This is a genomic window from Sulfitobacter alexandrii, assembly GCF_001886735.1.
In the GTDB taxonomy this organism is placed as follows: Bacteria; Pseudomonadota; Alphaproteobacteria; order Rhodobacterales; family Rhodobacteraceae; genus Sulfitobacter; species Sulfitobacter alexandrii.
This window is the reverse complement of sequence record NZ_CP018076.1, coordinates 3,469,222-3,495,435: the sequence shown is the minus strand read 5'-3', so window position 1 is coordinate 3,495,435 and position 26,214 is coordinate 3,469,222. Positions and strand designations below refer to the sequence as shown.

23 protein-coding genes are annotated in these 26,214 nt (G+C 64.3%); 10 read left to right on the top strand and 13 right to left on the bottom strand.

The genetic code is table 11. The features are described from left to right. Positions 1-13: 13 nt before the first annotated feature. The 4 genes from BOO69_RS17110 to BOO69_RS17095 all read right to left on the bottom strand — a co-directional run bounded on the left by BOO69_RS17110 (position 14) and on the right by BOO69_RS17095 (position 5,215). Positions 14-1,531, bottom strand: coding sequence for a fused MFS/spermidine synthase (locus BOO69_RS17110; RefSeq protein WP_156874956.1), 1,518 nt, complete (start codon positions 1,529-1,531; stop codon positions 14-16). Between the two features lie 14 nt (positions 1,532-1,545). Beyond that, complete coding sequence (gene polA / locus BOO69_RS17105) at positions 1,546-4,359, bottom strand: DNA polymerase I (RefSeq protein WP_071973266.1); 2,814 nt, start codon at positions 4,357-4,359, stop codon at positions 1,546-1,548. A gap of 154 nt (positions 4,360-4,513) precedes the next feature. Further along, positions 4,514-5,008, bottom strand: a complete 495-nt coding sequence (locus BOO69_RS17100; RefSeq protein WP_071973265.1) for a hypothetical protein — start codon at positions 5,006-5,008, stop codon at positions 4,514-4,516. 27 nt (positions 5,009-5,035) lie between these two features. Further along, the gene (locus BOO69_RS17095; RefSeq protein ID WP_071973264.1) at positions 5,036-5,215 is read right to left on the bottom strand and encodes a zinc-finger domain-containing protein; all 180 of its coding nucleotides are present in this window, start codon (positions 5,213-5,215) and stop codon (positions 5,036-5,038) included. Between the two features lie 302 nt (positions 5,216-5,517). Between BOO69_RS17095 and gpmI the strand changes: the two genes are divergently transcribed. Genes gpmI through BOO69_RS17080 form a run of 3 tightly spaced genes read left to right on the top strand, consistent with a single transcriptional unit; the run spans position 5,518 to position 9,515 of the window. After that, a complete protein-coding gene (gene gpmI / locus BOO69_RS17090; protein ID WP_071973263.1) occupies positions 5,518-7,035 on the top strand; it encodes a 2,3-bisphosphoglycerate-independent phosphoglycerate mutase in 1,518 nt (505 codons plus the stop codon). Beyond that, on the top strand, positions 7,032-8,174 hold the full coding sequence (locus tag BOO69_RS17085; RefSeq protein ID WP_071973262.1) for a murein hydrolase activator EnvC family protein: 1,143 nt from the start codon (positions 7,032-7,034) through the stop codon (positions 8,172-8,174). Before gpmI ends, BOO69_RS17085 begins: the two co-directional genes overlap by 4 nt. A gap of 3 nt (positions 8,175-8,177) precedes the next feature. Further along, positions 8,178-9,515 carry a S41 family peptidase gene (locus tag BOO69_RS17080; RefSeq protein ID WP_071973261.1) on the top strand — a complete coding sequence of 446 codons (1,338 nt, stop codon included), beginning with the start codon at positions 8,178-8,180 and terminating at the stop codon, positions 9,513-9,515. A gap of 79 nt (positions 9,516-9,594) precedes the next feature. Here the strand turns inward: BOO69_RS17080 and BOO69_RS17075 are convergent, their stop codons facing one another. From BOO69_RS17075 to BOO69_RS17055, 5 genes are all read right to left on the bottom strand, one after another. Further along, a complete protein-coding gene (locus tag BOO69_RS17075) occupies positions 9,595-9,966 on the bottom strand; it encodes a hypothetical protein (RefSeq protein ID WP_071973260.1) in 372 nt (123 codons plus the stop codon). An 11-nt stretch (positions 9,967-9,977) separates the two neighbouring features. Further along, positions 9,978-10,751, bottom strand: a complete 774-nt coding sequence (locus BOO69_RS17070; RefSeq protein WP_071973259.1) for a DUF6478 family protein — start codon at positions 10,749-10,751, stop codon at positions 9,978-9,980. A 109-nt stretch (positions 10,752-10,860) separates the two neighbouring features. Next, positions 10,861-11,439: a hypothetical protein gene (locus BOO69_RS17065; RefSeq protein ID WP_071973258.1), complete on the bottom strand. Its 579-nt coding sequence runs from the start codon at positions 11,437-11,439 to the stop codon at positions 10,861-10,863. Continuing rightward, a complete protein-coding gene (gene ilvD / locus BOO69_RS17060) occupies positions 11,420-13,186 on the bottom strand; it encodes a dihydroxy-acid dehydratase (protein ID WP_071973257.1) in 1,767 nt (588 codons plus the stop codon). Before ilvD ends, BOO69_RS17065 begins: the two co-directional genes overlap by 20 nt. 89 nt (positions 13,187-13,275) lie before the next feature. Beyond that, entirely contained in the window at positions 13,276-13,995 is a 720-nt protein-coding gene (locus BOO69_RS17055; RefSeq protein ID WP_071973256.1) for a helix-turn-helix transcriptional regulator, read from the bottom strand. Between the two features lie 86 nt (positions 13,996-14,081). On the opposite strand from BOO69_RS17055, the gene BOO69_RS17050 reads away from it, so the two are divergent. From BOO69_RS17050 to BOO69_RS17025, 6 genes are all read left to right on the top strand, one after another. After that, positions 14,082-14,480, top strand: coding sequence for a RidA family protein (locus BOO69_RS17050; RefSeq protein ID WP_237267507.1), 399 nt, complete (start codon positions 14,082-14,084; stop codon positions 14,478-14,480). Positions 14,481-14,671: 191 nt separating this feature from the next. After that, complete coding sequence (locus BOO69_RS17045; protein WP_071973255.1) at positions 14,672-17,779, top strand: ABC transporter transmembrane domain-containing protein; 3,108 nt, start codon at positions 14,672-14,674, stop codon at positions 17,777-17,779. Beyond that, positions 17,776-18,669, top strand: coding sequence for a CPBP family intramembrane glutamic endopeptidase (locus tag BOO69_RS17040; RefSeq protein ID WP_071973254.1), 894 nt, complete (start codon positions 17,776-17,778; stop codon positions 18,667-18,669). Before BOO69_RS17045 ends, BOO69_RS17040 begins: the two co-directional genes overlap by 4 nt. Before the next feature lie 58 nt (positions 18,670-18,727). Further along, the gene (accD, locus tag BOO69_RS17035) at positions 18,728-19,702 is read left to right on the top strand and encodes an acetyl-CoA carboxylase, carboxyltransferase subunit beta (protein WP_071973253.1); all 975 of its coding nucleotides are present in this window, start codon (positions 18,728-18,730) and stop codon (positions 19,700-19,702) included. Beyond that, positions 19,699-20,973 (top strand): bifunctional folylpolyglutamate synthase/dihydrofolate synthase, encoded by a 1,275-nt coding sequence (locus tag BOO69_RS17030; RefSeq protein ID WP_071973252.1) that lies wholly within the window; start codon positions 19,699-19,701, stop codon positions 20,971-20,973. Before accD ends, BOO69_RS17030 begins: the two co-directional genes overlap by 4 nt. A 107-nt stretch (positions 20,974-21,080) precedes the next feature. Beyond that, the gene (locus BOO69_RS17025) at positions 21,081-21,269 is read left to right on the top strand and encodes a hypothetical protein (RefSeq protein WP_071973251.1); all 189 of its coding nucleotides are present in this window, start codon (positions 21,081-21,083) and stop codon (positions 21,267-21,269) included. Between the two features lie 15 nt (positions 21,270-21,284). On the opposite strand, the gene zapE is transcribed toward BOO69_RS17025, so the two are convergent. Further along, complete coding sequence (gene zapE / locus BOO69_RS17020) at positions 21,285-22,343, bottom strand: cell division protein ZapE (protein ID WP_071973250.1); 1,059 nt, start codon at positions 22,341-22,343, stop codon at positions 21,285-21,287. Between the two features lie 150 nt (positions 22,344-22,493). Here zapE and BOO69_RS17015 point away from each other — a divergent pair, with 150 nt between their 5' ends. After that, on the top strand, positions 22,494-23,735 hold the full coding sequence (locus tag BOO69_RS17015) for an MFS transporter (RefSeq protein ID WP_071973249.1): 1,242 nt from the start codon (positions 22,494-22,496) through the stop codon (positions 23,733-23,735). Positions 23,736-23,745: 10 nt separating this feature from the next. Here the strand turns inward: BOO69_RS17015 and BOO69_RS17010 are convergent, their stop codons facing one another. The 3 genes from BOO69_RS17010 to BOO69_RS17000 are packed head-to-tail and all read right to left on the bottom strand — an operon-like array spanning position 23,746 to position 26,191. Further along, positions 23,746-24,657 carry an alpha/beta fold hydrolase gene (locus BOO69_RS17010; protein ID WP_071973248.1) on the bottom strand — a complete coding sequence of 304 codons (912 nt, stop codon included), beginning with the start codon at positions 24,655-24,657 and terminating at the stop codon, positions 23,746-23,748. Beyond that, positions 24,654-25,574, bottom strand: a complete 921-nt coding sequence (locus BOO69_RS17005) for an ornithine cyclodeaminase family protein (RefSeq protein ID WP_071973247.1) — start codon at positions 25,572-25,574, stop codon at positions 24,654-24,656. Before BOO69_RS17005 ends, BOO69_RS17010 begins: the two co-directional genes overlap by 4 nt. Further along, positions 25,571-26,191 (bottom strand): HAD family hydrolase, encoded by a 621-nt coding sequence (locus tag BOO69_RS17000; protein ID WP_071973246.1) that lies wholly within the window; start codon positions 26,189-26,191, stop codon positions 25,571-25,573. Before BOO69_RS17000 ends, BOO69_RS17005 begins: the two co-directional genes overlap by 4 nt. Positions 26,192-26,214 lie beyond the last annotated feature (23 nt).

The following is a 26,214-nucleotide window of genomic DNA, read 5'->3' as shown; positions in this document are numbered from 1 at the left end:
CCGGGAACGCGCCTTACCGGTGCCCGACCCATCCCCGGTCGTCGGTGAAGGCGCGGGCATCCGCGATTTGCGCCGGAGCATATCCGTCTGGGCCGGGGGGCAGCGTCGCCAGCGGTGACGGAGAGGCTGCAAACAGGACGTTGGTGCGTCCTCGCGCGTTCACTTCGCCTCGAACGGCCAGAACATGAGGATAGACGTCGCGCAGGATGGCCTGCACGCCGCGCGCCAGGGGCCCGTCGGGCGCGTCCAGCAGATTGACGTAGACCGGCCCATCCACGATCTGCCGCAGCCTGGCAAAGGTTTCGACGGTGACAAGGTGCGCCGGAACGGAACCCGACGAAAACGCATCCATCACCGCAGCGTCGAAACGGCCTTCGGTTTCGTTCAGAAACACGCGACCGTCCGCGTGGACAATCCGAAGCCGGCCGTCCTCGTCCGCGTCAGCCGGTGCGACGAAACCGGTGCGCTCGATCATCTCCGAGGCGCGGGGCATGTGCCGCCTGACCACCTCGGTCACCAGCGGGTCGATCTCCACCGCCACCGCGCGCGCGGCAGGCCGCGAGGACAGCAGCTTTGTCGGCAGGCTGTAGCCCCCGCCGCCGATGAACAGAACCGACGCATCCTGCGCGAGGTCGCGGTTCATGCGTGCCCAGAGCCAGTCGGTATAGCTGAGGGCGAGGTCGACCTGGTCAACGCCCTCCGTTTCCGGCCCGACGATTTCCGCGGCCTGGATCGTCCCGTCCGAGATCAGCCGCACTTCGGGGCCCCGCTGGGACACATGAAGGCACGACAGACCGGATTCGTACTGGCAGGCCGGATTGCCGGCGATTCCGGCGAAAGCGACGAAGCCGGCTGCGGCGATGGTCACCCCGGGCGTGCCCCTGTCCGCGCCGCGCAGGAAGGGCAGGCACAGCAGAGCTGCGGCACCGCAGACCGCGAAGGTGGCCGTGGCCCCGATCAGCGGCAGTGTCACGAACCCGGCGAGCACAGCGCCAAGGATCGCGCCGACCGAACCGGCGGCCAGCACGAAGCCAAGCGACGACCCCTCGCGCCCCGGACGGGCCTCTATCGCCAGCTTCGCCAGCAGCGGGGAAGGGATGGTGACGCAGACGGACGCGGGAAAGAAAACCAGGATCACGCTCAGCATCATGCCGCCCGTGCCCCGTGCGCCCGAGGCATGCACGATCCCCAGCAGGGTTGGGGACACGGCCATCAGGACCGCCGTTGCCACAAGCGCCGTGCGGACATCCCGCAGGGCCTTGGCGCGGGGCCGTTCCGCGACGATCCCCCCCAACGCGCTGCCCAGAGAGAACCCGCCCAATACGGTTGCGATCACCGTTGTCCAGGTCAGCAGTGACGTGCCGAAAAACGGCGCCAGCACGCGGCCCGCGGCGATCTCGTAGGTCAGTCCTACCGCGGACAGGACGAGGATCAGAACGATTGTGACTGAAAAGCGGATGACGGGCTCCTGTGGCAGGTCGGGGCGTATTGGCCGGGGCGGCAGGGAACGGCGCGTGCAACCGCCGCCCATAGATCATGGAGGGCCTAGTGGGCTTCGGCCCAGTTGCTGCCCTGACCGGCATCGACCGTCAGTTTCACGTCCAGCCGGACCACCGGTTCGTTTGCATCTTCCATGACCTTGCGGGCGGTCGAGATCAATTCTTCCTCTGCGCCCTGCTCCACCTCGAACAGAAGTTCGTCGTGGACCTGCAGCAGCATTCGGGCTGGCAGGTTGCGGATGGCGTCGGGCATGCGGATCATCGCGCGGCGGATCACGTCAGCCGCGGTGCCCTGGATCGGTGCGTTGATCGCCGCACGGGCGGCGAACCCGGCGCGCGGACCTTTCGCTCCGATTTCGGGCGTATGGATCCTGCGCCCGAAAAGCGTCTGCACGTAGCCGTGCTTCTTGGCGAAGGCCTTGGTGTCGTCCATGTAAGTCCGGATGCCGGGGAAACGTTCGAAGTACCGGTCGATGAAACCCTGGGCCTCGGCACGGGGAATCCGCAGGTTCCGGGCAAGCCCGAACCCCGAGATGCCGTAGATCACACCGAAGTTGATGGCCTTTGCCTGCCGGCGGATGTCCGGGGTCATCTCGGGCAGGGGAACGTTGAACATCTCGGACGCGGTAAGGGCGTGAATGTCGATGTCGTCCGCAAAGGCCTGCTTCAGTTCCGGGATGTCCGCGATATGGGCAAGGATCCGCAGTTCGATCTGGGAATAATCGAGCGCGACGAGCGTCTTGCCCTCCTCGGCCACGAAGGCCTCGCGGATGCGGCGGCCTTCCTCGGATCGGATCGGAATGTTCTGCAGGTTCGGATCGGTCGAAGCGAGCCGCCCCGTGGAGGCGCCCGCGATGGAATAGGAGGTGTGAACGCGCCCGGTGTCCTTGTTGATGTGGTTCTGGAGCGCGTCCGTATAGGTCGACTTCAGCTTGTCCAGCTGGCGCCAGTCGAGGATGCGGCGCGGCAGGTCATGCACCGTTGCCAGATCCTCCAGCACATCGGCCCCGGTACTCCAGGCGCCCGATTTGCCCTTGGCGGGCTTCTTGCCGTCCGGGAGATCGAGGCTCATTTCGTCGAAGAGGATTTCACCGATCTGCTTGGGCGAGCCCACGCTGAACTTTCGGCCCGCCAGCCCGAATATCTCGTCCTCCAGCCCCGCCATCTTCTGTGAAAAGGCGTTGGACATCCGGGACAGCGTATCGCGGTCCACCTTGATGCCGGCACGTTCCATGTCGGCAAGGACTGGAACCAGCGGGCGTTCCAGGGTCTCGTATACCTTGGTGACCTGTGCCGCGTGCAACTGGGGTTTCAGCAGCTTCCACAGTCGAAGGGTGATGTCGGCATCTTCCGCCGCATATTTGACCGCGTCTTCCAGGGGCACCTTGTCAAAGGTGATCGCCGATTTGCCGGACCCCAGCAAAGGCTTGATCGGGATCGGCGTATGGTCGAGGTAACGTTCCGACAGCGCGTCCATCCCGTGGCCATGCAGCCCCGCGTGCTGTGCGTAGGACATCAGCATCGTGTCGTCGATGGGGGCCATGGCGATACCCACCTGGGCCAGTATCTTGACGTCGTACTTCATGTTCTGGCCGATCTTCAGGATGCTGGGATCCTCCAGAACGGGCTTGAGCATACCAAGGCAGGTGTCCAGATCCATCTGCCCCTCGGCAAGGTCGTCCGACCCGAACAGGTCGTCGCCCCTGTTGGCCTTGTGGATCAGCGGGATGTAGCAGGCCTTGCCGGGCTCCACGGCGAGCGAGATGCCCACCAGGTCGGCTGTCATCTCGTTCAGGCCGGTTGTTTCCGTGTCGATGGCCACATGGCCGGCCTCGTAGATCGCGTCGAGCCATTTCTCCAGCGTCCCGGCATCGCCGACCTGTTCGTAGTTGTCGGTGTCGAAGGGGACGTCGTCCACCTGCGGCGCGTCGGGCAGGGCGGGGGTATCCTCGATGGTGGGCATCTCGGCGCCCATCTTCTCGGCCACCCGCTTGGTCAGCGTGCGGAACTCCATCTCGGCGAGGAAGGCCAACAGCTTGTCGGAATCGGGTTCGCGCACTTCGAGATCGTCGAGGGTGAAGTCCAGCGGGGTCCGGTCGTCCAGCAGCACCAGCTTGCGGCTCAACCGGATCTGATCGGCGTGTTCGATCAGCGTCTGACGCCGCTTGGGCTGCTTGATCTCTTCGGCACGCTCGAGCAGGGCATCGAGGTCGCCGTATTCATTTATCAGCAATGCCGCGGTCTTGATCCCGATACCGGGCGCGCCCGGAACGTTGTCCACGCTGTCGCCTGCCAGCGCCTGCACGTCCACCACGCGGTCCGGGTAGACGCCGAACTTGTCGAAGACGCCGTCGCGGTCGATGCGCGTATTCTTCATCGCGTCCAGCATCTCGACGCCGTCGCCCACCAGCTGCATCAGGTCCTTGTCCGAGCTTATGATGGTGCAGCGTCCGCCGGCCTCGCGGGCCTGCCGTGCCAGGGTCGCGATGATGTCGTCGGCCTCGAAACCCTCCAGTTCCTTGCACGCGATGTTGAAGGCCTCGGTCGCCTGCCGGGTGAGGGGGATTTGCGGGCGCAGATCCTCGGGCATCGCCTCGCGATTGGCCTTGTAGAGGTCGTACATGTCGTTGCGGAAGGTGTGGCTGCCCTTGTCGAAGATGACGGCCACATGGGTCGGCGCGTCGGGGCCGGTGTTGTCCTCGACCATCTTGAAGATCATGTTGCAGAAGCCTGACACGGCTCCGATCGGCAGCCCGTCGGACTTGCGGGTCAGCGGTGGCAGCGCGTGGTATGCACGAAAGATGAAAGCCGAGCCGTCGATCAGATGCAGGTGATGGCCTTTGCCGAATGTACCGGACATGGATGCGCTCCTCTTCTTCCGCTCAAACCTAGTACCGCGCCCTGCAGCCTGCTGCCAGTGTGGATGTGTCGCACGGGCGCAGCCGGCGCTGTGTATCGTAGGGCTCCGATCCCACGATCAAGGCATGGCGCAGTGCGGGACGGGACAACGCCCGTCAGGGAAAGCGCGTCAAATCCAGACGTTCCACGATCAGGAATGCGAGGAAACACAGCCAGACGAACGCAAAGATCGCAGGCAGGTTGCCGGAGCTGATACCGCGCGACCAGATGTTCTGGCGCGCCGATTTTTCATGCTTCCCCCGCGGGTGGGGAAGGAGCGCGAGGGTCTCAGGGCCGAGGCCTTCGGCAAAGTCGTCCCAGGCGTCGCGCAACCCGTTGAGAGCCACGCGGCCATTGGAAAGAACCCGGTTCGATACCATGGCGACAAGGATTCCCGTGATCGAAATCAGGACAAAGCTGCCGGTGAGCAGGGGGCTGGACTGGTTGATCTCATTCGACAGGTAAGCCTGCAGGATGAGGCCGAGCGTTGCAAAGAGAAACGCCTGCATGGAAATGAGCCAGATGATTCTCTGATTGTAGAGCGTGTCTTCCGACCGAACCTGCTCCCGGATCCGGTCGTAGAATGACGATGCCTTCTCGAATTCAGTCACATTCTGTCCCGACCGGTCGAAAATCTGTCAGACCTTGCCTTCGAAATCGCTGTGAATGAACTTGCAGTCGCAGTAGCCGCATTCGACCCAACCGGTATCGCGCGGGATCTGCAGCCAGACACGCGGATGACCGAGCCCTCCCTCGCCGCCGTCGCAGGCGATCCGATAGGTGTTCACGATCCGGGTCTCGGGCGCAGGCTGGCTCATCTGGGGCGGTCCTCGATCAAGGGGCTGTTGCTGAGGCCGTTATGCCCAAAGCGCGGAACATGAACAAGACCTGCCACCGCGATAGCTGCGGCTCCGGATGCGTAACAGGCCGCTCATACGGGGCGGGCGCGGGCGGCACGCAGGTCACCGCGCCGCGACGGCAACGTCGGTCGCCCTGGCCAATCCGCCTTGCCAGCGGCGATCCGGTTGCCTCGCATCCTGCGAATGTGACAGGAAAGAGGTTCACGGCAGCCGCCACAAAGGCTAAAAGGCCCTCAAAACAAAGATGGAGCAGCCCCCAGATGACCAGCCCTAAACCCGTGGTTCTGTGTATCCTCGACGGTTGGGGTTTGCGCGAGGAACGCGAGGGCAACGCGCCGGCCCTGGCACGGACGCCGACCTATGATCGCATCATGTCCGGCTGCCCGAATGCCACGCTGATTACCCATGGCCCCGACGTCGGGCTGCCAAGCGGCCAGATGGGCAATTCGGAGGTCGGCCATACGAATATCGGCGCGGGCCGGGTGGTGGCGATGGATCTCGGCCAGATCGACCTTGCGATCGAAAAGGGGGACTTTTCCAAGAACCCGCCACTGCTCGATTTCATCGCCGCGATGAAGAAGACCGGCGGCACGGCCCATGTCATGGGCGTGGTGTCGGATGGTGGCGTGCACGGCCACGTGACCCATATGATCGCGGCGGCGGGTGCGCTTTGCGCGGCCGGTGTTCCGGTGATGATCCACGCCTTGACCGACGGACGGGACGTTGCGCCGCGGTCGGCGCTGACCTACTTCGAAACCCTGATCGCGCACCTGCCGCAGGGTGCGCGCATCGGGACGGTCACGGGCCGCTACTACGCCATGGACAGGGATAACCGCTGGGATCGGGTGCAGGCTGCCTTTGACGCGATCACGCGCGGAAAGGGCGCCCAAGCGGAAAGCTCGCAGGCAGCGGTCGAGGCAGCCTACGACAACGGTACCGACGACGAGTTCATCCTGCCCACGATCATCGGCGACTACGCAGGGGCCTCGGACGGTGACGGGTTCTTCTGCCTGAACTTCCGCGCAGACCGTGCGCGCGAGATCATGGCGGCCATTGCCGATCCCGCGTTCGACGCGTTCAAGACGGGCGCGCGGCCCGACTGGGCGGCTTGCATGGGCATGGCAAAATATTCCGATGCGCACGCAGCCTACTTGACGACGATGTATCACAAGCCCGAGCTGCCCAACACGCTGGGTGCCTGGGTCGCGCAGCATGGCAAGCGCCAGTTCCGCCTGGCCGAGACGGAGAAATACCCCCACGTGACATTCTTCCTCAACGGCGGCGAGGAAGCGGTCTCGCAGGGCGAGGACCGGTACATGCCGAAATCTCCGGACGTGGCGACCTATGACCAGAAGCCCGAGATGTCGGCCGACGAAGTGACGGATCGGTTCGTGCAGGCGATCGAGGATGGCTATGACCTGATCGTGGTGAACTACGCCAATCCCGACATGGTCGGCCACACCGGCGATCTGGACGCTGCAATCGCCGCCTGCGAAGCCGTGGACGCGGGCCTTGCGCGCGTGATGGAGGCTTTGCAGGCTGCGGGCGGCGCGATGATCCTGACGGCGGATCACGGCAACTGCGAAACCATGATCGACCCCGAAACCGGCGGCGCTCACACGGCGCACACGCTGAACCCGGTGCCCGTCGCGGTGATCGGCGCGCAACCCGATGCGCATGTGTCCGATGGCCGCCTTGCTGATCTGGCCCCGACGGTGCTCGACCTCATGGGGCTGCCGCAGCCCGAGGAAATGACCGGGAAAAGCCTGTTGTCATGATGCGGATCCTTGCCCTTCTGCTGCTGGTGTGGCCGCTTGGCGGTCTGGCGCAGACCGCTGCGATGACGGAGGCGCGCGCGGCAGCAAAGGAGCTCGAGGCCGCCGCGGGGATGCTGGACAAGGCGGAAGGGGCGCGTGACCGGGTACAGGCGCTGACCGAAACGATTCAGGCCTTCGAGAAGGGGCTGGGCGCCATGCGCGACGGTCTTCGCCAGGCGGCCATCAACGAAGCGCAGCTGTCGAAAAAGCTTCAATCCCGCGACGGTGAGGTTGCGCAGCTGTTCGGCGTCCTGCAAACCATCGGAGGCACCCCATCGCCCACGGCCTTCCTGCATCCCGATGGTCCGGTGGGGACCGCGCGCGCCGGGATGCTGCTGGCCGAGCTGACCCCGGCATTGAACCGCCAGGCCGATGCCCTGCGCCGCGACCTCGAGGACGTGAAGACCCTGCGCCTGTTGCAGGTCGATGCCGCGGAACGTCTTCAGGACGGGCTGACCCAGGTGCAGGCGGCGCGGACCGCCCTGAACCAGGCGATGGCCAACCGCACAGACCTGCCGACGCGGTTCACGGCCGATCCTGTACGAACCGCGATCCTCATCGCGTCCACCGAAACGCTGGACGGGTTCGCTTCGGGTCTGTCCGAAATCGTGACGGACGAGGTCGAACCGGCGCCCGTCACCCTGCAGGGCCAGATCGGCGATCTGGATCTTCCGGTGCAGGGAGTGGTCCTGCGGCGGGCCGGGCAGGCCGACGCCGCAGGCGTGGAGCGCCCCGGAATCATCATGGCCACACGGGCCCGCGCGATCGTCACCAGCCCCACCGCGGCGACCATCCGCTACACCGGCCCGCTTCTCGACTTCGGCAACGTCGTGATTCTCGAACCCGAGGCACGCACGCTCTTCGTTTTCGCGGGCCTCGATGTGGTCTACGGTGAGGCGGGACAGGTCATCGCGGGCGGCACGCCGATCGGTCTGATGGGAGAAAGACCATCGCCGGACCCGGCAGAAAGCGGCGCGAGATTGTCACCTGATCGTGATGGCTCTGGCACTGACCGCACAGAAACGCTCTATATAGAAGTAAGAAGAGACAACATTCCACAGGACCCAGAAGGGTGGTTCCGGACCGAGAAGGATGAATAGGCAATGAAGAAGTTCTTGATGGTCGCCCTGGGCGGCACGGTCGCTGGCGTGGTCGCCACGACCCAGATCGCGGCCCCCCTGCTTGCGCAGGAAGCGGCCAAGACCGAAAACGTCTACGAGCAACTGGACCTGTTCGGTGACATCTTCGAACGTATTCGCGCACAGTACGTGGAGGAAGTGGACAGCAGCGACCTGATCGAAGCGGCCATCAACGGCATGCTCACGTCGCTTGATCCGCATTCGAGCTACCTCTCTCCGAAGGATGCCCTCAAGATGCGGGAGCAGACCCGCGGCGAGTTCGGCGGTCTCGGGATCGAGGTCACGCAGGAGGATGGTTTCGTCAAGGTGGTCTCGCCCATCGACGGTACCCCTGCCGACGAGGCCGGGGTCGAAGCCGGAGACTTCATCACGCACGTCGACGGCGAAAGCCTGCTAGGTCTCGCGCTGGATGATGCGGTCGAGCTGATGCGCGGGCCCGTCGGATCGGAGATCGTGATCACGGTGGTGCGCGAAGGCGAACAGGAGCCGTTCGACGTTTCCATCGTCCGGGACACCATCGAACTGACGGTCGTGCGGTCCCGGATCGAGGGCGACACGGTTGTGCTGAGGCTTTCGACTTTCAACGAGCAAACTTATCCGAAGATGAAGGAAGCCATCGAGGAGCAGGTGGAGAAAGCCGGCGGCATCGAGAACGTGAACGGCTTCGTGATCGATCTGCGCAACAATCCCGGCGGGCTTCTGAACCAGGCCATTGCCGTGTCCGACGCATTTCTCGAAGAGGGCGAGATCGTCAGCACGCGGGGCCGGGATGCCGACGATGGCGACAGGGTCAACGCGACGCCCGGCGATCTGAGCATGGGCAAGCCACTGGTGGTGCTGATCAACGGCGGGTCCGCCTCTGCATCCGAGATCGTGGCCGGCGCGCTTCAGGATCACCGCCGCGCCGTGGTTATCGGCACAAAGAGTTTCGGCAAGGGGTCGGTGCAGACGGTCATGCCGCTGCGGGGCGATGGCGCGATGCGCCTGACGACCGCGCGGTATTATACCCCTTCTGGCCGGTCCATTCAGGCCCTTGGCGTCTCGCCCGACATCATCGTGGCCCAACCCCCGATCCGGCCTGAATCCGAAGAGGAGGAGGACACACCGCGCCGCCTGCTTCGGTCCGAGGCGGACCTGCGCGGCAGCCTGAACAACGACAGCCTGACCGAGGACCAGATCAAGCAGATCGAGGAAGACCGCGCCAAGGCCGAGAAATCCGCCGAACTCCGGGACGAGGATTACCAGCTGGCTTATGCCATCGACATTCTGAAGGGCCTGTCGGCGCTCGGTCCGAACGACTGATCCCGGCCCATCTGAACGTCTTCAAGGCCCGCCCCGACGGCGGGCCTTTTTTATTGTAAGGTTGCAGAGGTGTCCGGGGTCAGGCGGTCTCGACGCAGTGCCGCCGAAACGCGCGCTTCAACATGTCGAGTTCCGCCCGCAGCAGGTCCACCTCGGCCCGAATATCATCGCCAAGCACCTCGCCTGCCATCAGCGTGATGTGACCGATATCGGTTTCGGCCGTGGCATCGCGGATCATCAGCGTCTGCACCCCGTCCGATATCGCTTCCGGAGGGATCGTCACGGACAGCAACCAGTGGTCCGCCTTTTCGTTGTGCACAAGCTCGAAGCTTTCGACGTTCCGGTTCTGGTGGGTAATCTGTACTTTTGGCATGTCGTCGCCGGCACCGGTGATGACGCCCTGCCAGACGCCCTGCCGCATCTTCGTCTTGGTCAGTTCCAGGGTAGGCATGTCTAGGCTCCTCAAAGCTGCGCGCGGGGGCGGCGGGAGAACGTGAGGTCGCGCAGGATCACCTGATTCATCTGCGGTCCTTCGAAGATCACGTCGACCCACGCCCGTTCCACCCGCTTCTCGTTCAGATTGGAATAGGCCAGGTCGAATTCGACGCGGTGGTTTTCCTCGTTCAGCGGCAGTTCGCGGACGATCTGTTCGGTGTTCGGCCCGTGCCGGATGTTCAGCCGGGCAAAGATCTCCAGCGGCATCTCCAGTTCGACGATGGCGTCCATGCGCAGAAGATGGGTGCGCTTCAGCCCGATCACGCCTTCCTCGGGCAGGTCGATGACCAGCGACAGGAACGATCCGTCGAACTTGAAGACGTCCAGCCGCAGGCCATAGGGGGCCAGGTCCGCCTCCCGCAGGTTGCGCAGCTGTCGCAGGGTCAGTTCTGAATAGTCGCAATCATGAAACAGCGTGACCTCGTTCCCGAGCAGGCTCTTTGTCTGTACCGAACTCAATCCCGGCGTCGAAAGCGGCCCGCGCCAAAGCTCCGGTCGCCACGCCCAGTCGGCATTGTGCGGCTTGGGAAAGCTGGTCGAGCCGATCATCGGCAGTGCCAGTCGCTCGTCCGCGGTATGGATCAGCTTGTCGAGGTGGAATTTCAGCATCCGCGCCCGGTTCCGTTGGCGGCGCAGTTGCGGCAGTTCCGTCTTGCCGGCAAGCCGCGCCGCGCGCGCCCAGCGCTGGATATTGCGCGAGAACACCTTTCCATCCAGAAAGCCGAATCCGAGTTTGGACATCTGCCGAAGCCTTTGTTTTTCTGGCACCTTACCCAGAGGCACTGGTTCGTTCAAACGAATTGGCCACAATCATGCGCCAGCGGTCCGGATGTTGTCGATCCGGCGACAATCAGGCGCCCCCGCGGGTGCGTGCGATCAGGGCAGAGATCACGTCGCGCCCCTCGTCCTGCACGTCGGCAGCGCCCTTGGGGCCGTAAAGCGCCACGCCCAGCATCTGGCCATTGACCAGCGCCGTTGCGCGCCAGTGCGTGCCGTCCAGTTCGTCGGTGGGCGCCGGCCCGGTGGCGCGGAAGATCACGCTGTCGTCTTCACGCGTTACGGCTGACACCGCCGTGAGACCGTGCGCCGCGCCAATGGTTTGCGGATCGGGCAACGCCCCGCCGGGACTGGCATCGGACACGCTGACCGTGATGACACCCAGCGGGGCCGCCCCCGCGGCCGAGGGGGCGCCCAGACGGTCGCACCGTGCCATGAGGGCAAAGCGGTCCTTCAGGCTGGCGCTGTCGATGCAGAAGCCCCTAGGGGCCACCAGTGTCACCTTGCCCCTTGCCATGTCGGCCTGCGACAGCGGTTTCGGCTCGGACCCCAGCGCCGCCGCGAAAGGGTTGCCGCCCGGACCGCCTTCGCAGGCGGCCAGGACGGTCAGCGAGATCGCGGCAAGCGGGGCCTTAAAGCTCCATGTATTCATGGGTTTCCGCCTTGGCCCCCGGGTGCGTCACCGCCCCGAGGTAGGTCGGCCCCACCAGCTGCGCATATTTCCACAGCGCGCCGGACGCGTAGTTCGTCGGCCTCGGGCCTTTCCACTTGGCCTTGCGCTGTGCCAGTTCCTCGTCGGTCAGATCGACGGAGATCGTCCCCTCGATGGCGTTGATGGTGATCTTGTCGCCGTTCTCGAGCAACGCAATCGGTCCGCCATGGGCCGCTTCCGGTCCCACGTGACCCACGCAGAAGCCCCGCGTGGCGCCCGAGAAACGGCCATCGGTGATCAGGGCCACTTTCTTGCCCATGCCCTGTCCGGACAGGGCTGCGGTGGTGGCAAGCATCTCGCGCATGCCGGGGCCGCCGGCCGGACCCTCGTTGCGGATCACGAACACGTCGCCCTCTGAATAGGTCCGGTTCTGGACGGCCTCGAAGGCATCCTGCTCGCATTCGAACACCAGCGCCGGCCCGGTGAAAACGATGTCGTCCTCGCCCATTCCCGCGATCTTCACGATGGCGCCTTCCGGGGCGAGGTTGCCCTTGAGGCCCACGACGCCGCCGGTCTTGCTGATCGGATTGGCGACGGAATGGATCACCTTGCCGTCCGCCTCGCGTGTCACCTGATCCAGCACCTCGCCCATGGAGTAGCCGGTGGCGGTCATGCAATCCTCGTGGATCAGCCCGGCCTTGCGGAGCTCGTTCATGACGACGGGAACGCCGCCTGCCTCGTAGAGGTCTTTGGCCACATGCGAGCCGCCGGGCTTCATGTCGACGAAATAGGGTGTGTCGCGGAAGATCTCGCAGACGTCATCGAGGTAGAATTCGATCCCCGCTTCGTGGGCCATTGCGGGCAGGTGAAGGCCGGCATTCGTCGATCCCCCTGTGCAGGCCACGATGCGTGCCGCGTTCTCGAAGGCCTGACGCGTGCAGATGTCGCGCGCCCGGATGTTCTTCTCGATCAGGTTCATCACCGCCGCGCCGGATGCCTTGCCGTACTCGTCGCGGGACTCGTAGGGCGCCGGCATGCCGGAGGAGTTGGGCAGCGCAAGGCCGATCGCCTCGGACACGCAGGCCATGGTGTTGGCGGTGAACTGACCACCGCAAGCCCCGGCGGAAGGGCAGGCGACCCGCTCGAGGATTTCCAGCTCGGCCTCGGTCATGGTGCCGTTCTGGAAATTGCCGACGGCCTCGAACATGTCCTGCACCGTCAGGTCACGCGAGGCGAAGCTTTCGGGCACCTTTGCCCCGCTGGGCACCTTGCCCGGCAGGATCGACCCCCCGTACAGGAACACCGACGGCACGTTCAGACGCAGCATGGCCATCATCATGCCGGGCAGCGACTTGTCACACCCCGCGAGGCCGACGATCGCGTCGTAGCAATGGCCGCGCATGGTCAGTTCCACGGTATCGGCAATCGCCTCGCGGGAGGCGAGAGAGGACCGCATGCCCTCGTGACCCATGGCGATACCGTCGGTCACCGTGATGGTGGTGAACTCGCGCGGCGTGCCCTGTTCGGCCTTCACGCCCAGCTTGACGGCCTGTGCCTGGCGGTTCAGCGCGATGTTGCAGGGGGCTGCCTCGTTCCAGCAGGTCGCGACACCGACCAGCGGCTGATGGATCTCCTCGTCCGTCATGCCCATGGCGTAGTAGTAGGACCGGTGTGGCGCGCGCGCCGGCCCTTCGGTCACGTGGCGGCTCGGCAGTTTGGATTTGTCAAAGCGCTGGTTGCTGGACATCTGGTGGCTCCCTGAAACACATTCGCAACCGGAATAGTCCTGCAAAGTCAGCCCTGCAAGCATCGAACGCCATCAGCCAGCCGATGCGGCTATCGCGCCAGCTCCCGATAGGGGCAGACATCGTCCTCGAACGGCACACGGCGGCGGTCGAACCGCGTGCCCTCGATGGCCTCCGGACCGCCGATGCGGTCCATGCGGAAATGGCGGAAATCCTCGCGCGTCGGATCCCATGCCACCAGGTACCAAAGCGGCGGCAGGATCAACATGGCCTGAGGCTCCACCTGTCGCCGGGTCGCGTTGCCCTTGGCGTCACGGTAGTCGAACCGGATCAGCCGCCGTTCCAGAAAGGCGGTCTCGAAAGCCGGCAGCAACCCGGGGTCCATCGGCCCCATGTCGGTCAGATCCTGCAGAGGGGACAGCTTGCCCACATGCAGACAATCGAGAAACTGGCGCAAGTCGCGCAGCTTGTCCGCCGGCAATGCTCTTTCGATCCGGGCAAGGCCCGAGTCGGCCAGTGCCGAGAACGGCAGACGTCCCGCCGCCCGCATCGACGCGACGCTGATCAGCAGGGCGAACACCTCGGGCACGGAAAGCCGTGCGGTGGTCTGCATCGACCGGGGGTCAAGCCGCAGCCCGCCACCGCGCCCCACATCCGAATGAATGACGAATCCCTCGTCCCGCAAGGCACACAGGTCGCGCAGCACGGTCCGGCGGGAGGCACCGACCTCCGCAGCCAGTGCATCCACGGTTGTCGCGCCACTGCGCCGCAAACTGCGGACGATGTTTTCCTGTCTGGCTCGGGCTGTCATGGGACGAGCATAGCATGAATGGTGACAGGACTTGGCACTATTTCGTTTCATACCGATCACATCAACCCGCGATAAAGGAATTCAGGATGATGCAACGACAGGCCGTGAACCCCAGCGATTGGTCGGTGAAACTGGGATACAATCAAGCAGAACTGATCGGGGGCATGACCCGCCAGTTTATCTGTTCGGGTCAGACCTCTGTGGACGACGCCGGAAACCTCCGGCACGAGGGCGACATGCGGGCGCAGATCGGCCTCGCGCTCGACAATCTGGAAACGGTGGTGAAAGGGGCCGGGATGACGCTCGCCAACGTGATCCGATTGGGCATCTATGCCACGGATGTCGATGCGGCGCTGCAGAACTTCGACCTGCTCGGGGCACGCTTCGGCGGCCATGACGTCGCGCCGCCGATGACCCTGCTGGGCGTCACGCGGCTAGCCCTTCCCGGCATGTTGTTCGAGATCGAGGCGACGGCAGCGGACTGAGAAAGACACCAGGAGCGGTCGCGCACGCTCAATGTCCGCGACCGCATCGCTTAATCCCCGGTCCGCGCCGCCCTGTCACTGGCCGGTGACAGCGCGGTGAACAGACGCCGGCGATGTTGTAATGACCGGGTCTGGGGCATAAGTTGCGGCGACCCCGTCGGCGCGATGGGTCCCCAGCGAAAGTCCGGTGCATGGAACCCAGCATTTTCTCGTTCATCTGGAAGTTTTCCCGCCGTGATCAGCTCTATCTGCTGGCCTTTACGCTTTTCACATTTCCGTTTCTCTACGCCACGCTTGAACTGCCAAAGCGCATCATCAACGATGCCATCGGCGCCGAGAGCGACACCGTCCGCGTCTTCGGTTTCGAAATCACGCAGGTTCAGTTTCTGCTGGCGCTGTGCTTTGCCTATCTCGCCGCGGTGATCGTGCATGGCCTGCTCAAGATGCGGCTCAACACGATGAAAGGTGTCTTGGCCGAGCGTCTGCTGAGACGCTTCCGCTACCAGCTCATCAGCCGCATGATGCTGTTTCCGCGCAGCTATTTCCGCAAGACATCGCAGGGCGAGCTTGTCAGCATGGTCACGTCCGAAGCGGAGCCGATGGGCGGCCTGATGGGTGACTTCATCGCCCAGCCGGTCTTCCAGGCGGGGCAGATGCTGATCATCGTGATCTTTCTCTTCCTGCAGAGTTTCTGGTTCGGATTGGCGGGGGTGGCCCTGATCCCGCTACAGGCCTGGATCATCCCGATGCTGCAGAGGCAGATCAACGAACTGAACAAGGTCCGGATCAAGGAAGTGCGCCAGTTCTCGGCCGAGATCGGCGAAACGGCGGCGGGCATCGGTGATCTGCGCACCAACGGCGGCTGGCGGTACCGGCTGTCGGCCTTCACCGATCGTCTGGGCCGTCTTTTCGACGTGCGCTTCCGCATCTACCAAAAGAAATTCTTCATGAAGTTCCTCAACAACTTCATCACCCAGCTCACGCCCTTTTTCTTCTATGCCGTCGGCGGCTATCTGGCGATACAGGGGCAGATCACGGTCGGCGCGCTGGTCGCGGCGCTTGCGGCCTACAAGGACCTTTCCAGTCCCTGGAAGGAACTGCTCACCTACTACAACCAGACGCAGGACATGGCCGTCCGCTGGGAAGTCGTTCTCGAACGGTTCAACCCGCCGAAAATGATCGACGAGCGGCTGTTCACCGGCACACCCGAAGAGATCCCGCATCTGCGCGGAGACATCGAGTTCGACAGGGTCACCCTGCGCGACGAGGATGGATCGACCGTGTTGCAGGATCTCAGTTTTACCATGCCCGCCGGCAGTCGCGTGGCGGTCGAGGTCAAGAACCAGTCCGAGCGGATGGCGCTGGCCGACCTTCTCACGCGGGAGGTCCTGCCGACGCGCGGACAGATCAGGATGGCGGGTCACGATCTGACGGAGTTGCACCAATCGGTCATCGCCGCGCGGGTCGGCTATGCCGGGGCGCAGCCCTACCTGTTCCAGGGGACGGTCGGGAACAACCTGCTGATGCCGCTGATGACCCGGCCCGCCACGGTTCTGTGGGATCCCAAGAAGCTCGACCGGGCCACGATAGAGGCACGGCGCTCCGGCAACAGCGCCGACAGTACCAAGGCGGAATGGCTCGACCCTACCGTGGCGGATCTAAGGACCCGCGAAGAGGTTTTCGATTTCTGGTACAAGATCACCTCGGCGCTGGGTACGGCGGACGTCATCTTTCTCAGCATGCTGGATTCCCGGATGGATCCGGACAAGCATCCCGAGCTTGCCCGCCGTATCGTGGGGTTGCGTGACGAGGTCCACCAGCGTCTCAAGGCCGATGGGCTGGACAAGGCGATTCACCGTTTCGACCCGGAGGTGTTCAACCCCGCCGTGCCGCTGGGGGGAAACCTGATGTTCGCCGCGCCGCGCCGGGTGATCAGCCAGAAGGGACTGGTGGAGGAAGGCGGGTTCCTGAGCATGATCATAGATCAGGGACTGGCCGAGCAGGGCATCGCGATTTCCCAGACACTGATCGAAACCCTGCACGACACGTTCGGTCGGGACGGAACGGATCATCCGCTATTCACCGCGCTCGGGATCGAGGAGACACTCTACGATCAACTGGTGGATATCGCCCAGCGCCGGCGGGACAAGGGCGATGCCGCCCTCACGGCCGAAGAATTCGCGCTGTTGCTGACGGTTCCCTTCGCCTTTACCGCCGAGCAGATCGGGCCCGGTTTTCCGGAGAGCTTCAAGCGCGAGATTCTCTCCATCCGCAAGTCACGCGGGGCGCAGCTTCGAGAACAGGCGAACGATCTGTTCATCGAGATCGCGCCGGAAAACTACCTTCCGCGGCTGACCATCCTGGAAAATGTGATCTACGGCCGGTTCTCGGGTATGGCCGGACTGCAGGCGGACCTCGTGCGCGATGCGGTGGTCGAGGTGATGGAGGCGCATGACCTCAAGCAGATGGTATCGGTGAACCTGTTCGACGTGCCGACCGACATCGGCGGGCCGAACCTGCCCGCCCAATTTCAGGAACGGGCCGCCTTCGGCCGTGCCGTGATCAAGCAGCCGGACGTGCTGGTTTTCAATCAGGTTCTCGCCGGGGCGGACGCGGAAACGCAGAAACAGATCAGCGACCGGCTGAGCGACCTGCTGCCCCATACCACCCAGATCTTCCTGAACGACAGCTTCGCGGATGTCGAAGCCTACGACATGCATGTGGAAATTCATCACGGCCGCCTCAACGGCACATCGGAGACCGAGGAGACCGAGATCAACGAGGATGCGTCGGACGACCTGAGGCGCAAGTTGCGGATCATCGCGCGCAATGGCCTGTTCAGTACGCTGGATCCAAGACAACAGCGCCTGCTGGCTTTCGCGGCCCAATGGTACAGCGCCGACAAGGGGCAGGTGATCTTCTCGACCGGAGAGCGGGCGGATGCGGCCTATCTGTGTCTTTCCGGCAAGGCGGAAATCGTCTTGACCGGCGAGGACGGCACGAACCACCATGTCGCGGACGTGGAGCCCGGCCGCCTTATGGGTGACCTGTCGATCATCCTCGACGAACCTCGGCAGATGAACCTCGTGGCGACGGAACCCTGCCAGTTCCTGCGCATCGGTGCCGACCAGTTCCGGTCGGTGCTGGAAAGCGACAAGACCCTCCTGCTGACCCAGTTGCGCACCGTTGCCGGGCATTTGACCGGCGCGGCGGAGATCTTGCGCGCCGCAGGTCTCGACGTGCCGCGCGAATACGGCCCCCCGACGCCACCCGCACTGGCGGGGGAATCGCCACAATGACCGGCGCCTATGCGCCGCTGGACGGTTTCGTCGCGCCCGCGCGGCAAAGGTCGGAACTCTGGCGCTTCGCTGCCGGCCTCATCCTGGGCTTAGGCGCCTATCTCGCCTGCAATAAACTCTATTTCGCCACGATATACGCGATCGCCGGCACCCGCAGCGGTGCGCTCTACCAGGCGTTGCTGTCGGGGTCGTCACCGCTGGCAATGTACCTGCTGCTGGCCAGTTTCCTGTTCATGACCCTGAGCGCCGCGCTCGTGGTGCGGCTGCTGCACCGCAGGCCCATACGCAGCCTGATCGGTCCGATCCGGATGGCCTGGGCGGATTTCCGGGCGGTGACGGTTATGCTGTTCGGTCTCGGCATCGCGATCGCGCTCTTGCCGCCCTGGGACATGGGGGGCGACCTCGTTCCCAATCTTCCGCTGACGGAATGGCTGGTGCTGCTGCCGTTGTCGCTGCTGGCCGTGCTGGTGCAGGTCAGCGCCGAGGAGATCATCTTTCGCGGCTACGTGCAGCAACAACTGGCGGCGCGGTTCCGGTCGCCGCTGATCTGGATGATCGCGCCCTCGGCCCTGTTTGCGCTGGGCCACTATCTTCCGGAGGCAGCGGGGCCGAATGCCGCCTTGATCGCGCTCTGGGCAGGGGTGTTCGGCGTGCTCATGGCGGATCTCACCGCGCGGTCGGGGTCGCTTGGCCCCGCCATCGCGGTCCACTTCTGCAACAACTTCTCCGCCCTTCTGATCGTGTCGCTGCCCGACGACCTCTCGGGGCTCGCCCTTTACCTTGCCCCGTTCGGTCTGCAGGATGCCGAGCTGCTCGCGGCATGGCTGCCGGTGGACTTCGCCCTGATGATCGTGTTCTGGCTGGGCGCCCGGGTCGCGATCCGCCGTTGATTGCATTTACCGCGTTCGGGGCTTATCTGGTGGGCAAACACGTCGTCAGGGGCCTGATATGAACTGGATCACGAACTATGTCCGCCCGCGGATCAATTCGATCTTTTCGCGTCGCGAAACGCCGGACAACCTGTGGACCAAGTGCGACGAGTGTGGCACGATGCTGTTCCATCGCGAAGTGTCGGACAATCTGAACGTCTGCACCAACTGCGGCCACCACATGCAGATCAGCCCGCGTGACCGCTTCCGCGCGCTGTTCGACGGCGGAGTCTTCACCGACATCAAGGTGCCGGTGCCCCCGGCCGATCCGCTGCAGTTCCGCGATCAGAAGCGGTATCCCGACCGGCTCAAGGCGGCACAGCGGGAGACCGGCGAGCCCGAGGCGATGCTTGTCGCCACCGGCGAGATCGGCCGCACGCCCATCGTCGCGGCCTGTCAGGATTTTTCGTTCATGGCCGGGTCTATGGGCATGTACGTGGGCAATGCGATCATCGCGGCGGCGCAGGAAGCGGTCAAGCTGAAGCGCCCGCTGATCCTGTTCTCCGCCGCGGGCGGCGCCCGCATGCAAGAGGGCATCCTGAGCCTGATGCAGATGCCGCGCACCACGGTCGCGATCCAGATGCTGAAAGAGGCCGGGCTGCCCTATATCGTCGTGCTGACCCACCCCACCACGGGCGGTGTGACCGCCAGCTACGCCATGCTCGGCGACGTGCAGATCGCGGAGCCGAACGCGCTGATCTGCTTTGCCGGCCCCCGCGTCATCGAACAGACCATCCGCGAAAAACTCCCCGACGGTTTCCAGCGCGCGGAATACCTGCTGGACCACGGCATGCTGGATCGGGTGACACCCCGGACCGAACTGCGCGAGGAACTGATCAGCATCACCCGGATGCTGCTGGGTCTGCCACCCGCCGTACGCGGTGACCTGCCCCCGCCGCAGGAAGGCGGCGATCTGGCCCACGCGCTGACCGATGCCGAGCCCCAGCCCAAGGAAGCGCCGAAGAAGGCCGCACCCAAAGCCGAGAAGAAATGACCGGCCCCACATCGGACGCCATCCTTGCCCGGATGATGGCGCTTCACCCCAAGATCATCGACCTTACGCTCGACCGGATGTGGCGTCTGCTCGACGCATTGGGGAACCCGCAAAACGCGCTGCCCCCCGTCATTCACATCGCCGGGACCAACGGCAAGGGATCGACACAGGCGATGATCCGCGCGGGTCTGGAAGCCGCCGGAAAGCGCGTGCACGCCTACACCTCCCCGCATCTCGCCCGGTTTCACGAACGTATCCGCCTGGCCGGCGCGTTGATCGATGAAGACGCGCTGACCGAGGTGTTGGACGAATGCTATGCCGCGAACGGCGGCGGCAGCATCACGTATTTCGAGATCACGACCGCGGCCGCCTTGCTGGCATTCTCCCGTACCCCCGCCGATTACACCCTTCTCGAAGTCGGGCTGGGCGGGCGTCTTGATGCGACCAATGTCATCGATGACCCCGCGCTTTGCGTCATTACGCCGGTATCGGTGGATCACCAGCAGTACCTGGGTGAAACCCTCGCACAGATCGCCGGCGAGAAGGCAGGTATCATCAAGCGTCGCGTGCCCTGCATCGTGGGCCCCCAGGAGGAAGCTGGCCTCGAAGTCATCGAGGCGCAGGCGGCCCGGCTGGGAGCCCCCCTTCTGGCTTGCGGCCAGCACTGGCATGTGGGCCGGGAAGGCGGGCGCATGGTGTACCAGGACGAGAACGGCCTGCTGGACCTGCCGCTGCCCAACCTGCCCGGCGCGCACCAGGTGATGAATGCGGGTGCTGCCCTGGCGGTACTGCGGCACCTCGGGATGAACGAAATGGCGTGCGAGGCCGCCGTCACCCGCGCGTATTGGCCGGCCCGGATGCAGCGGCTCAGACAGGGGCCGCTTGTCGCGATCGCAGGCGATGCGGACCTCTGGCTGGATGGGGGCCACAATCCCGCAGCCGGAGAAGCCATCGCGGCACATCTGGCCGAGGGAAGCGCACGGCCCACCTACCTGATATGCGGGATGCTGAACACCAAGGACATCGGCGGTTACCTGCGTCCCCTCGCGGCCCATGCGAAGATGCTGCACGCAGTATCCATTCCCGGCGAAGCGGCGACCCTATCGGCGGCCGAGACCGCCAGCGCCGCCCGCGCAGTCGGGATGGAGGCGACCGAGTCCCCCGACGTGGCGACGGCACTGGCCGATATCGTCCGTCAGGATCCCCATGCGCGGATCCTGATCTGCGGATCGCTCTACCTTGCGGGCGCGGTGTTGCGCGAAAACAGCTAACCGGCGATATTTCGACACCGTTGCTCACTTGGCGGCCAGATGTGGTATGGATTGGCACATATCGTGTGTACCCACGCCACGCAAAAGGACGACCTCGGAGCAGTATCTTGGCACATCATTCCAATTCCGTGCACCGGACACCAAAAGACGACAAGGCCCTGTCGCAGGCGATCTTCATCGTCGTGGGCCTGGCGATCATCGCCGGCGGCCTCTGGTTCCTGTATCAGGACAATGCACCTTACCACCCCGACGTCTCCGGCACCGAGGGTGAGCTCTACCTGTCCACCGACAGCTGAGAACTTCGGCCGGGCCTATCGGCCCCAGTCCTCGGCCTGCATTTCCCTGAGACGAGACGCGGTACGCTCGAACTCGAACGTGCCTTCGCCTTCGAGGTAGAGCATCTCCGGCGCTGCGGCAGCCGAGCAGATCAGACGGACCCGCGCCTCGTACAGGGCGTCGATCAGGGTCACGAACCGCTTCGCCTCGTTGAAGTTGCTACGGCCCATCGTCGGGATATCGTCCAGCAGCAGGACGCGCACTGCCTCCGCCAGCGCGAGATAATCCGCCGCGCCCAGGGGTCTGCCGCACAAGGCGTGGAAACCCGCCCGTGCCATGCCGTTTCGATAGGCCGGAATCTCGACCTCACGGCCCTTAACCTTGAGCACCAGCGGCTCCCCCGGGCCACCGGCCAGATCGTTCCAGACGGCATCCATCGCCGCACGGCTTTCGGCGTTCACCGGCGTGAAATAGACCTGGCTGCCGGCCAGCCGGTCCTGGCGATAGTCCCGCGGGCTCGCCAGTTCGTGGACGACCATCCGTTCCTTGATCAGTTCGATGAAGGGGAGGAAAATGTCGCGGTTCAGCCCGTCCTTGTAAAGGTCGTCCGGCACCCGGTTCGACGTGGTCACGACGACGACGCCGGCGGCGAAAAGCGCCTGGAACAGCCGCCCGACGATCATCGCGTCGGTGATGTCGGTGATCTGCATTTCGTCGAACGCCAGCAGCCTCACGCTATCGGCCACTTCGGCGGCGACAGGCGCGATGGCATCGTCCACGCCGGTCTTTCGCGCCTCGTGCATGGCGGCGTGGATTTCCTGCATGAAGGCATGGAAATGAACCCGCCGCGACGGGATCCCGTCAAGGTGCGCAACGAACATGTCCATGAGCATGGATTTTCCCCGCCCCACGCCTCCCCAGAGGTACAGGCCCTTCGGCGGCTCGGGCGCCTTGCGGAACAGGCCCTTCTTTGCAGGCTGCAGCAGCGCCTTGCGAATGCGGTCGAACTCGGACAGGACCGCTTCCTGCGCGGGGTCCGCGACCAGCTTTCCCTGATCGATCAGATCGTTGTAGGTGTCTTCCAGCGTTGGCATGACCAAATCCTTACAGCGCAATCCGGGCGATGGAAAGCGACCTCGACCGCGGCCGAACCTGCAAGATACGCGGTTGTATCGACACATTTGAACATTTGACGCGGCATACCGTTTGGGTACGTTGACCGTGATTTCATCGGCGGACCGGACATGCAGGAACGGACACCCATCTTCACACCCGTTCTCGTTGTCGGGTGCATCATCATCATGGTGAGCTTCGCAATCCGCGCCTCGTTCGGCGTTTTCCAGATCCCCATCGCCGAGGAATTCGCCTGGCTGAGAACGGAATTCTCGCTCGCCATCGCGATCCAGAACCTTGCCTGGGGAATCGGGCAGCCAATTTTCGGCGCGGTGGCGGAAAAGATCGGTGACAGGCGCGCCATCATCATCGGTGCGATTGTCTATGCGGCGGGGTTGATGCTGTCCGCGAACTCCACGACTCCGCTGGAACACCAGACCTATGCGTGGCTCGTCGGCTTCGGCATCGCCGGGACGGGATTCGGCGTGATCCTTGCCGTCGTGGGCCGTGCCGCGTCCGATGACAACCGGTCGATGTCACTGGCCATCGTCACCGCGGCGGGGTCGGCCGGGCAGGTCTTCGGTGCGCCGACGGCGGAATGGATGCTGACCTTCCTCAGCTGGCAAAGCACGTTTCTTGTCTTTGCCGCCGTCATCCTGTCGATGATCCTTCTGCTGCCCATGATGCGGGCCCCGGCCATGGCCAGCAGGGCGGAGCTGGAGGAAAGCCTGGGGCAGATCCTGGTCAAGGCGTTCCGCGACCCGTCCTATACGCTGATCTTCCTCGGATTCTTTTCCTGCGGCTACCAGCTTGCCTTCATCACCGCCCATTTCCCGGCCTTCGTGACCGAGATGTGCGGCCCGATCCTTGCGGGCGGTGTGCTGCACAACATCGGTATCACGACCACCTCTGCCCTCGGGGCCGTCGCGATCTCGCTGATCGGCCTGGCGAACATCGCCGGCACGCTGGCGGCGGGCTGGGCGGGCAAGCGGTACTCCAAGAAATACCTGCTGGCGGGCATCTACGTCGGTCGCACGGTCATCGCCGCCCTGTTCATCATGTTCCCGATCACGCCGGCGACGGTGATCCTGTTCTCGGTCGGGATGGGTGCGCTCTGGCTGGCGACGGTGCCGCTGACCTCGGGCCTCGTGGCGCATATCTACGGGCTGCGGTACATGGGCACCCTTTACGGGATCGTGTTCTTCAGCCACCAGCTCGGCAGTTTCATGGGTGTCTGGCTCGGCGGCCGGATGTACGACGCCTACGGCAATTACGAAGCCGTCTGGTGGATCGGCGTTGCCGTCGGCGCTTTCAGTGCCATCGTCCACCTGCCGATCCGCGAGAAGCGGCTCGAAGGGTTGGTGACGGCCTGAGACGCAGGCGTCAGAGCCTTGTTTTCAGGATGTCGAGGATCTCATCCGCATGGGTATAGGTCAGTCCGTGACCTGCCCCTTCGATCACTTCGTGTTCCGCGTTGCGGCTCCACGCCGCGAGGGTGCCGATGCATTCTGCCGGGATCACCTTGTCCTCTTCTCCCCAGATGGCCAGCACGGGCAAGCCCGCCGCGTGCAGTTTCCGGTGTTCGGCTTCCATCGTGTCCGAAAGGATGCCGCGCAGACTGGCCAGCACAGCGGGCGTGAACCCGCGGTAGTCCAGTTCGGCGAGCTGGAGGTCGGTGATGTGCGGCACGGCGCTGGGCAGGTCACGCTCCGCCCGGACGTTCTTGCGGTGCAGACGGGGAAAGAGAGCGAGCATCAGCCAGTCGCCGATCACCGGCGTTTCCATGATGAAGCGCATCATTCTGCCGCGCGACAGCCCCATGCCGGCCGGGGCCAGCAGGACGAGGCGTCTGACCCGTTCGGGATGCGCAGCGGCAAAGGCCGTGCCGATCGCGCCCCCCATCGAATAGCCGATCACGGTGATGTCGCGCTCGACACCTTCATGCGCCAGAAGCGCGCGAAGTTGCTCCAGAAAGAACGCCCGGTCCTGCGGCTGCCCCGGCCGGTCGGAATATCCCCGGCCATAAAGATCGTAGGTCAGCACGCGGTAGCCCATCCGGGTCAAGCCGCGGTTCAGGCCGCCCCACACGAAACTGGGGGTCGTCAGGCCATGTATGCAGATGCAGACGGGTCCGTTTGCCGGGCCGTGCCATTGGAAATGAATCACCCCCATGGGCAGTTGAACCAACCGGCCCGGTGCAGAGCCGCGTGCCGTATCGTCCATCGGCTTTCGATATCGTTCCACCAGTGGCGGCGTCGCCGCAACGATCGCCAGCGCCAGCAGGACCCAGATCACCGTTGCGCGTTCCAGCGGTCGAGAATGTAGCGGCTCGTCATCAGGTCCAGATGCGCGCCGCCGCCGTTCTTGAACAGGGTAATCTCATCGGCACTTTCGCGGGTCATCCGTGATAGGTCGTAGTAATCCGCGACAAGCGCATCCCTTGTGATCGCGCCTGATTTCAGCGGGATGTCGATCTCTCCGATATGGTCGATGGTTGTGTCGAAACTGTCCACGAAAATCCGCGCGCGCTGCATGGCGGTGTCGTCCGCTTCGCGCATGTCGGGCCGGTAGGCGCCGATCAGGTCGATGTGCTGGCCGGGCTGCAGCCAGTCCCCCCGGATCAGGGGTTCCGTCGACATGGTCGCGCTGGTGACGATATCGGCGGCGCGCACCGCAGCTTCGAGATCCGTCGCGACCTGCAGTCCCGGCAGTTCCGCGGCCATCTTTCGCGCGTTTTCCTCCGTCCGGTTCCAGATGGTGAAGTCCGCGTCCGGAAAGACCGCGGAATAGGCGGCGTGCAATGCCCGACCTTGCGTTCCTGCGCCCACGATCAGGATGGCGCGGCTGTCGGGCCGTGCCAGCCTGCGCGCGGCCAGCAGGCTGTCTCCCGCTGTTTTCCATTTGGTGACGAGGTGGAAGTCGATGATCGCCGCCAGTTGCCCGGTGTCATCGCCGTAGAGGCACAGACCGCCGTTCACCATTGCGCGGCCATGGGAAGGGTTGCCCGGAAAGACCGTGGCGGATTTCACCGCTATGCCCAGCCCGTCGATCCAGGCTGCCCGGTTGAGCAGCGTATCCTTGCCCCGGTACAGGAACGTGTCCGCGATCTCGGCCTTTAGCAGATCGTGGCCTGCCGCCAGTGCGTCGGTCAGCCCGATCCAGTCCAGCAATGCCTCTCCGGCCTCGAACGGAATGTTGGCGGCTTCGGTCATCGTGCTTCCTCCTCGGTCAGCAGTTCTTCGGCGACAAGCCGGGCGGCCCAGCCTTCGGGGCCCTCGAACAGGTGGGTTTGCCATCCACGGGTGGCGGCCGCCGCGATGTTCACGGCGCTGTCGTCCGTGAACAGCAGGCCGGCGGGCGCAATGCCGCTGGTCTCTTCGACATGGGCAAAAATCGCCGGATCGGGCTTCATCATCTTCAGGTGCCCCGAAATGAAATCCCGGTCGAAGGCCCGCATGAAAGGGTAATGGCCCGCCGCCAGATCATAGGTTTCCACGCCGAAGTTGGTCAGCGAAAAGACCGGAATTCCCTTCGCCTGCAACGCGTTCATCAGCCGGACCGACCTGTCTATCGCGGGGGTCGCCATGTCGATCCAGTGCTTCTCCCACAGCATGATCTCGTCACGCCAGTCCGGATGGGCGTCGGCGGTGGCACGGACCAGTGCGGCAAAGGGTTCGCCCATGTCCACGCGGCGATTCATGTCGAAAAGGTCCACGTCACCGAACAGCGCCTGCCGGCGGTCCGGGCCAATCAGCCGGTCGTAGACCGGCAGGGGGTCCCAGTGGATCAGCACGTTCCCGATGTCGAAAACGACAGCTTGCGGTTTCATCCGTTTTTCACTCCCCGCGCCGG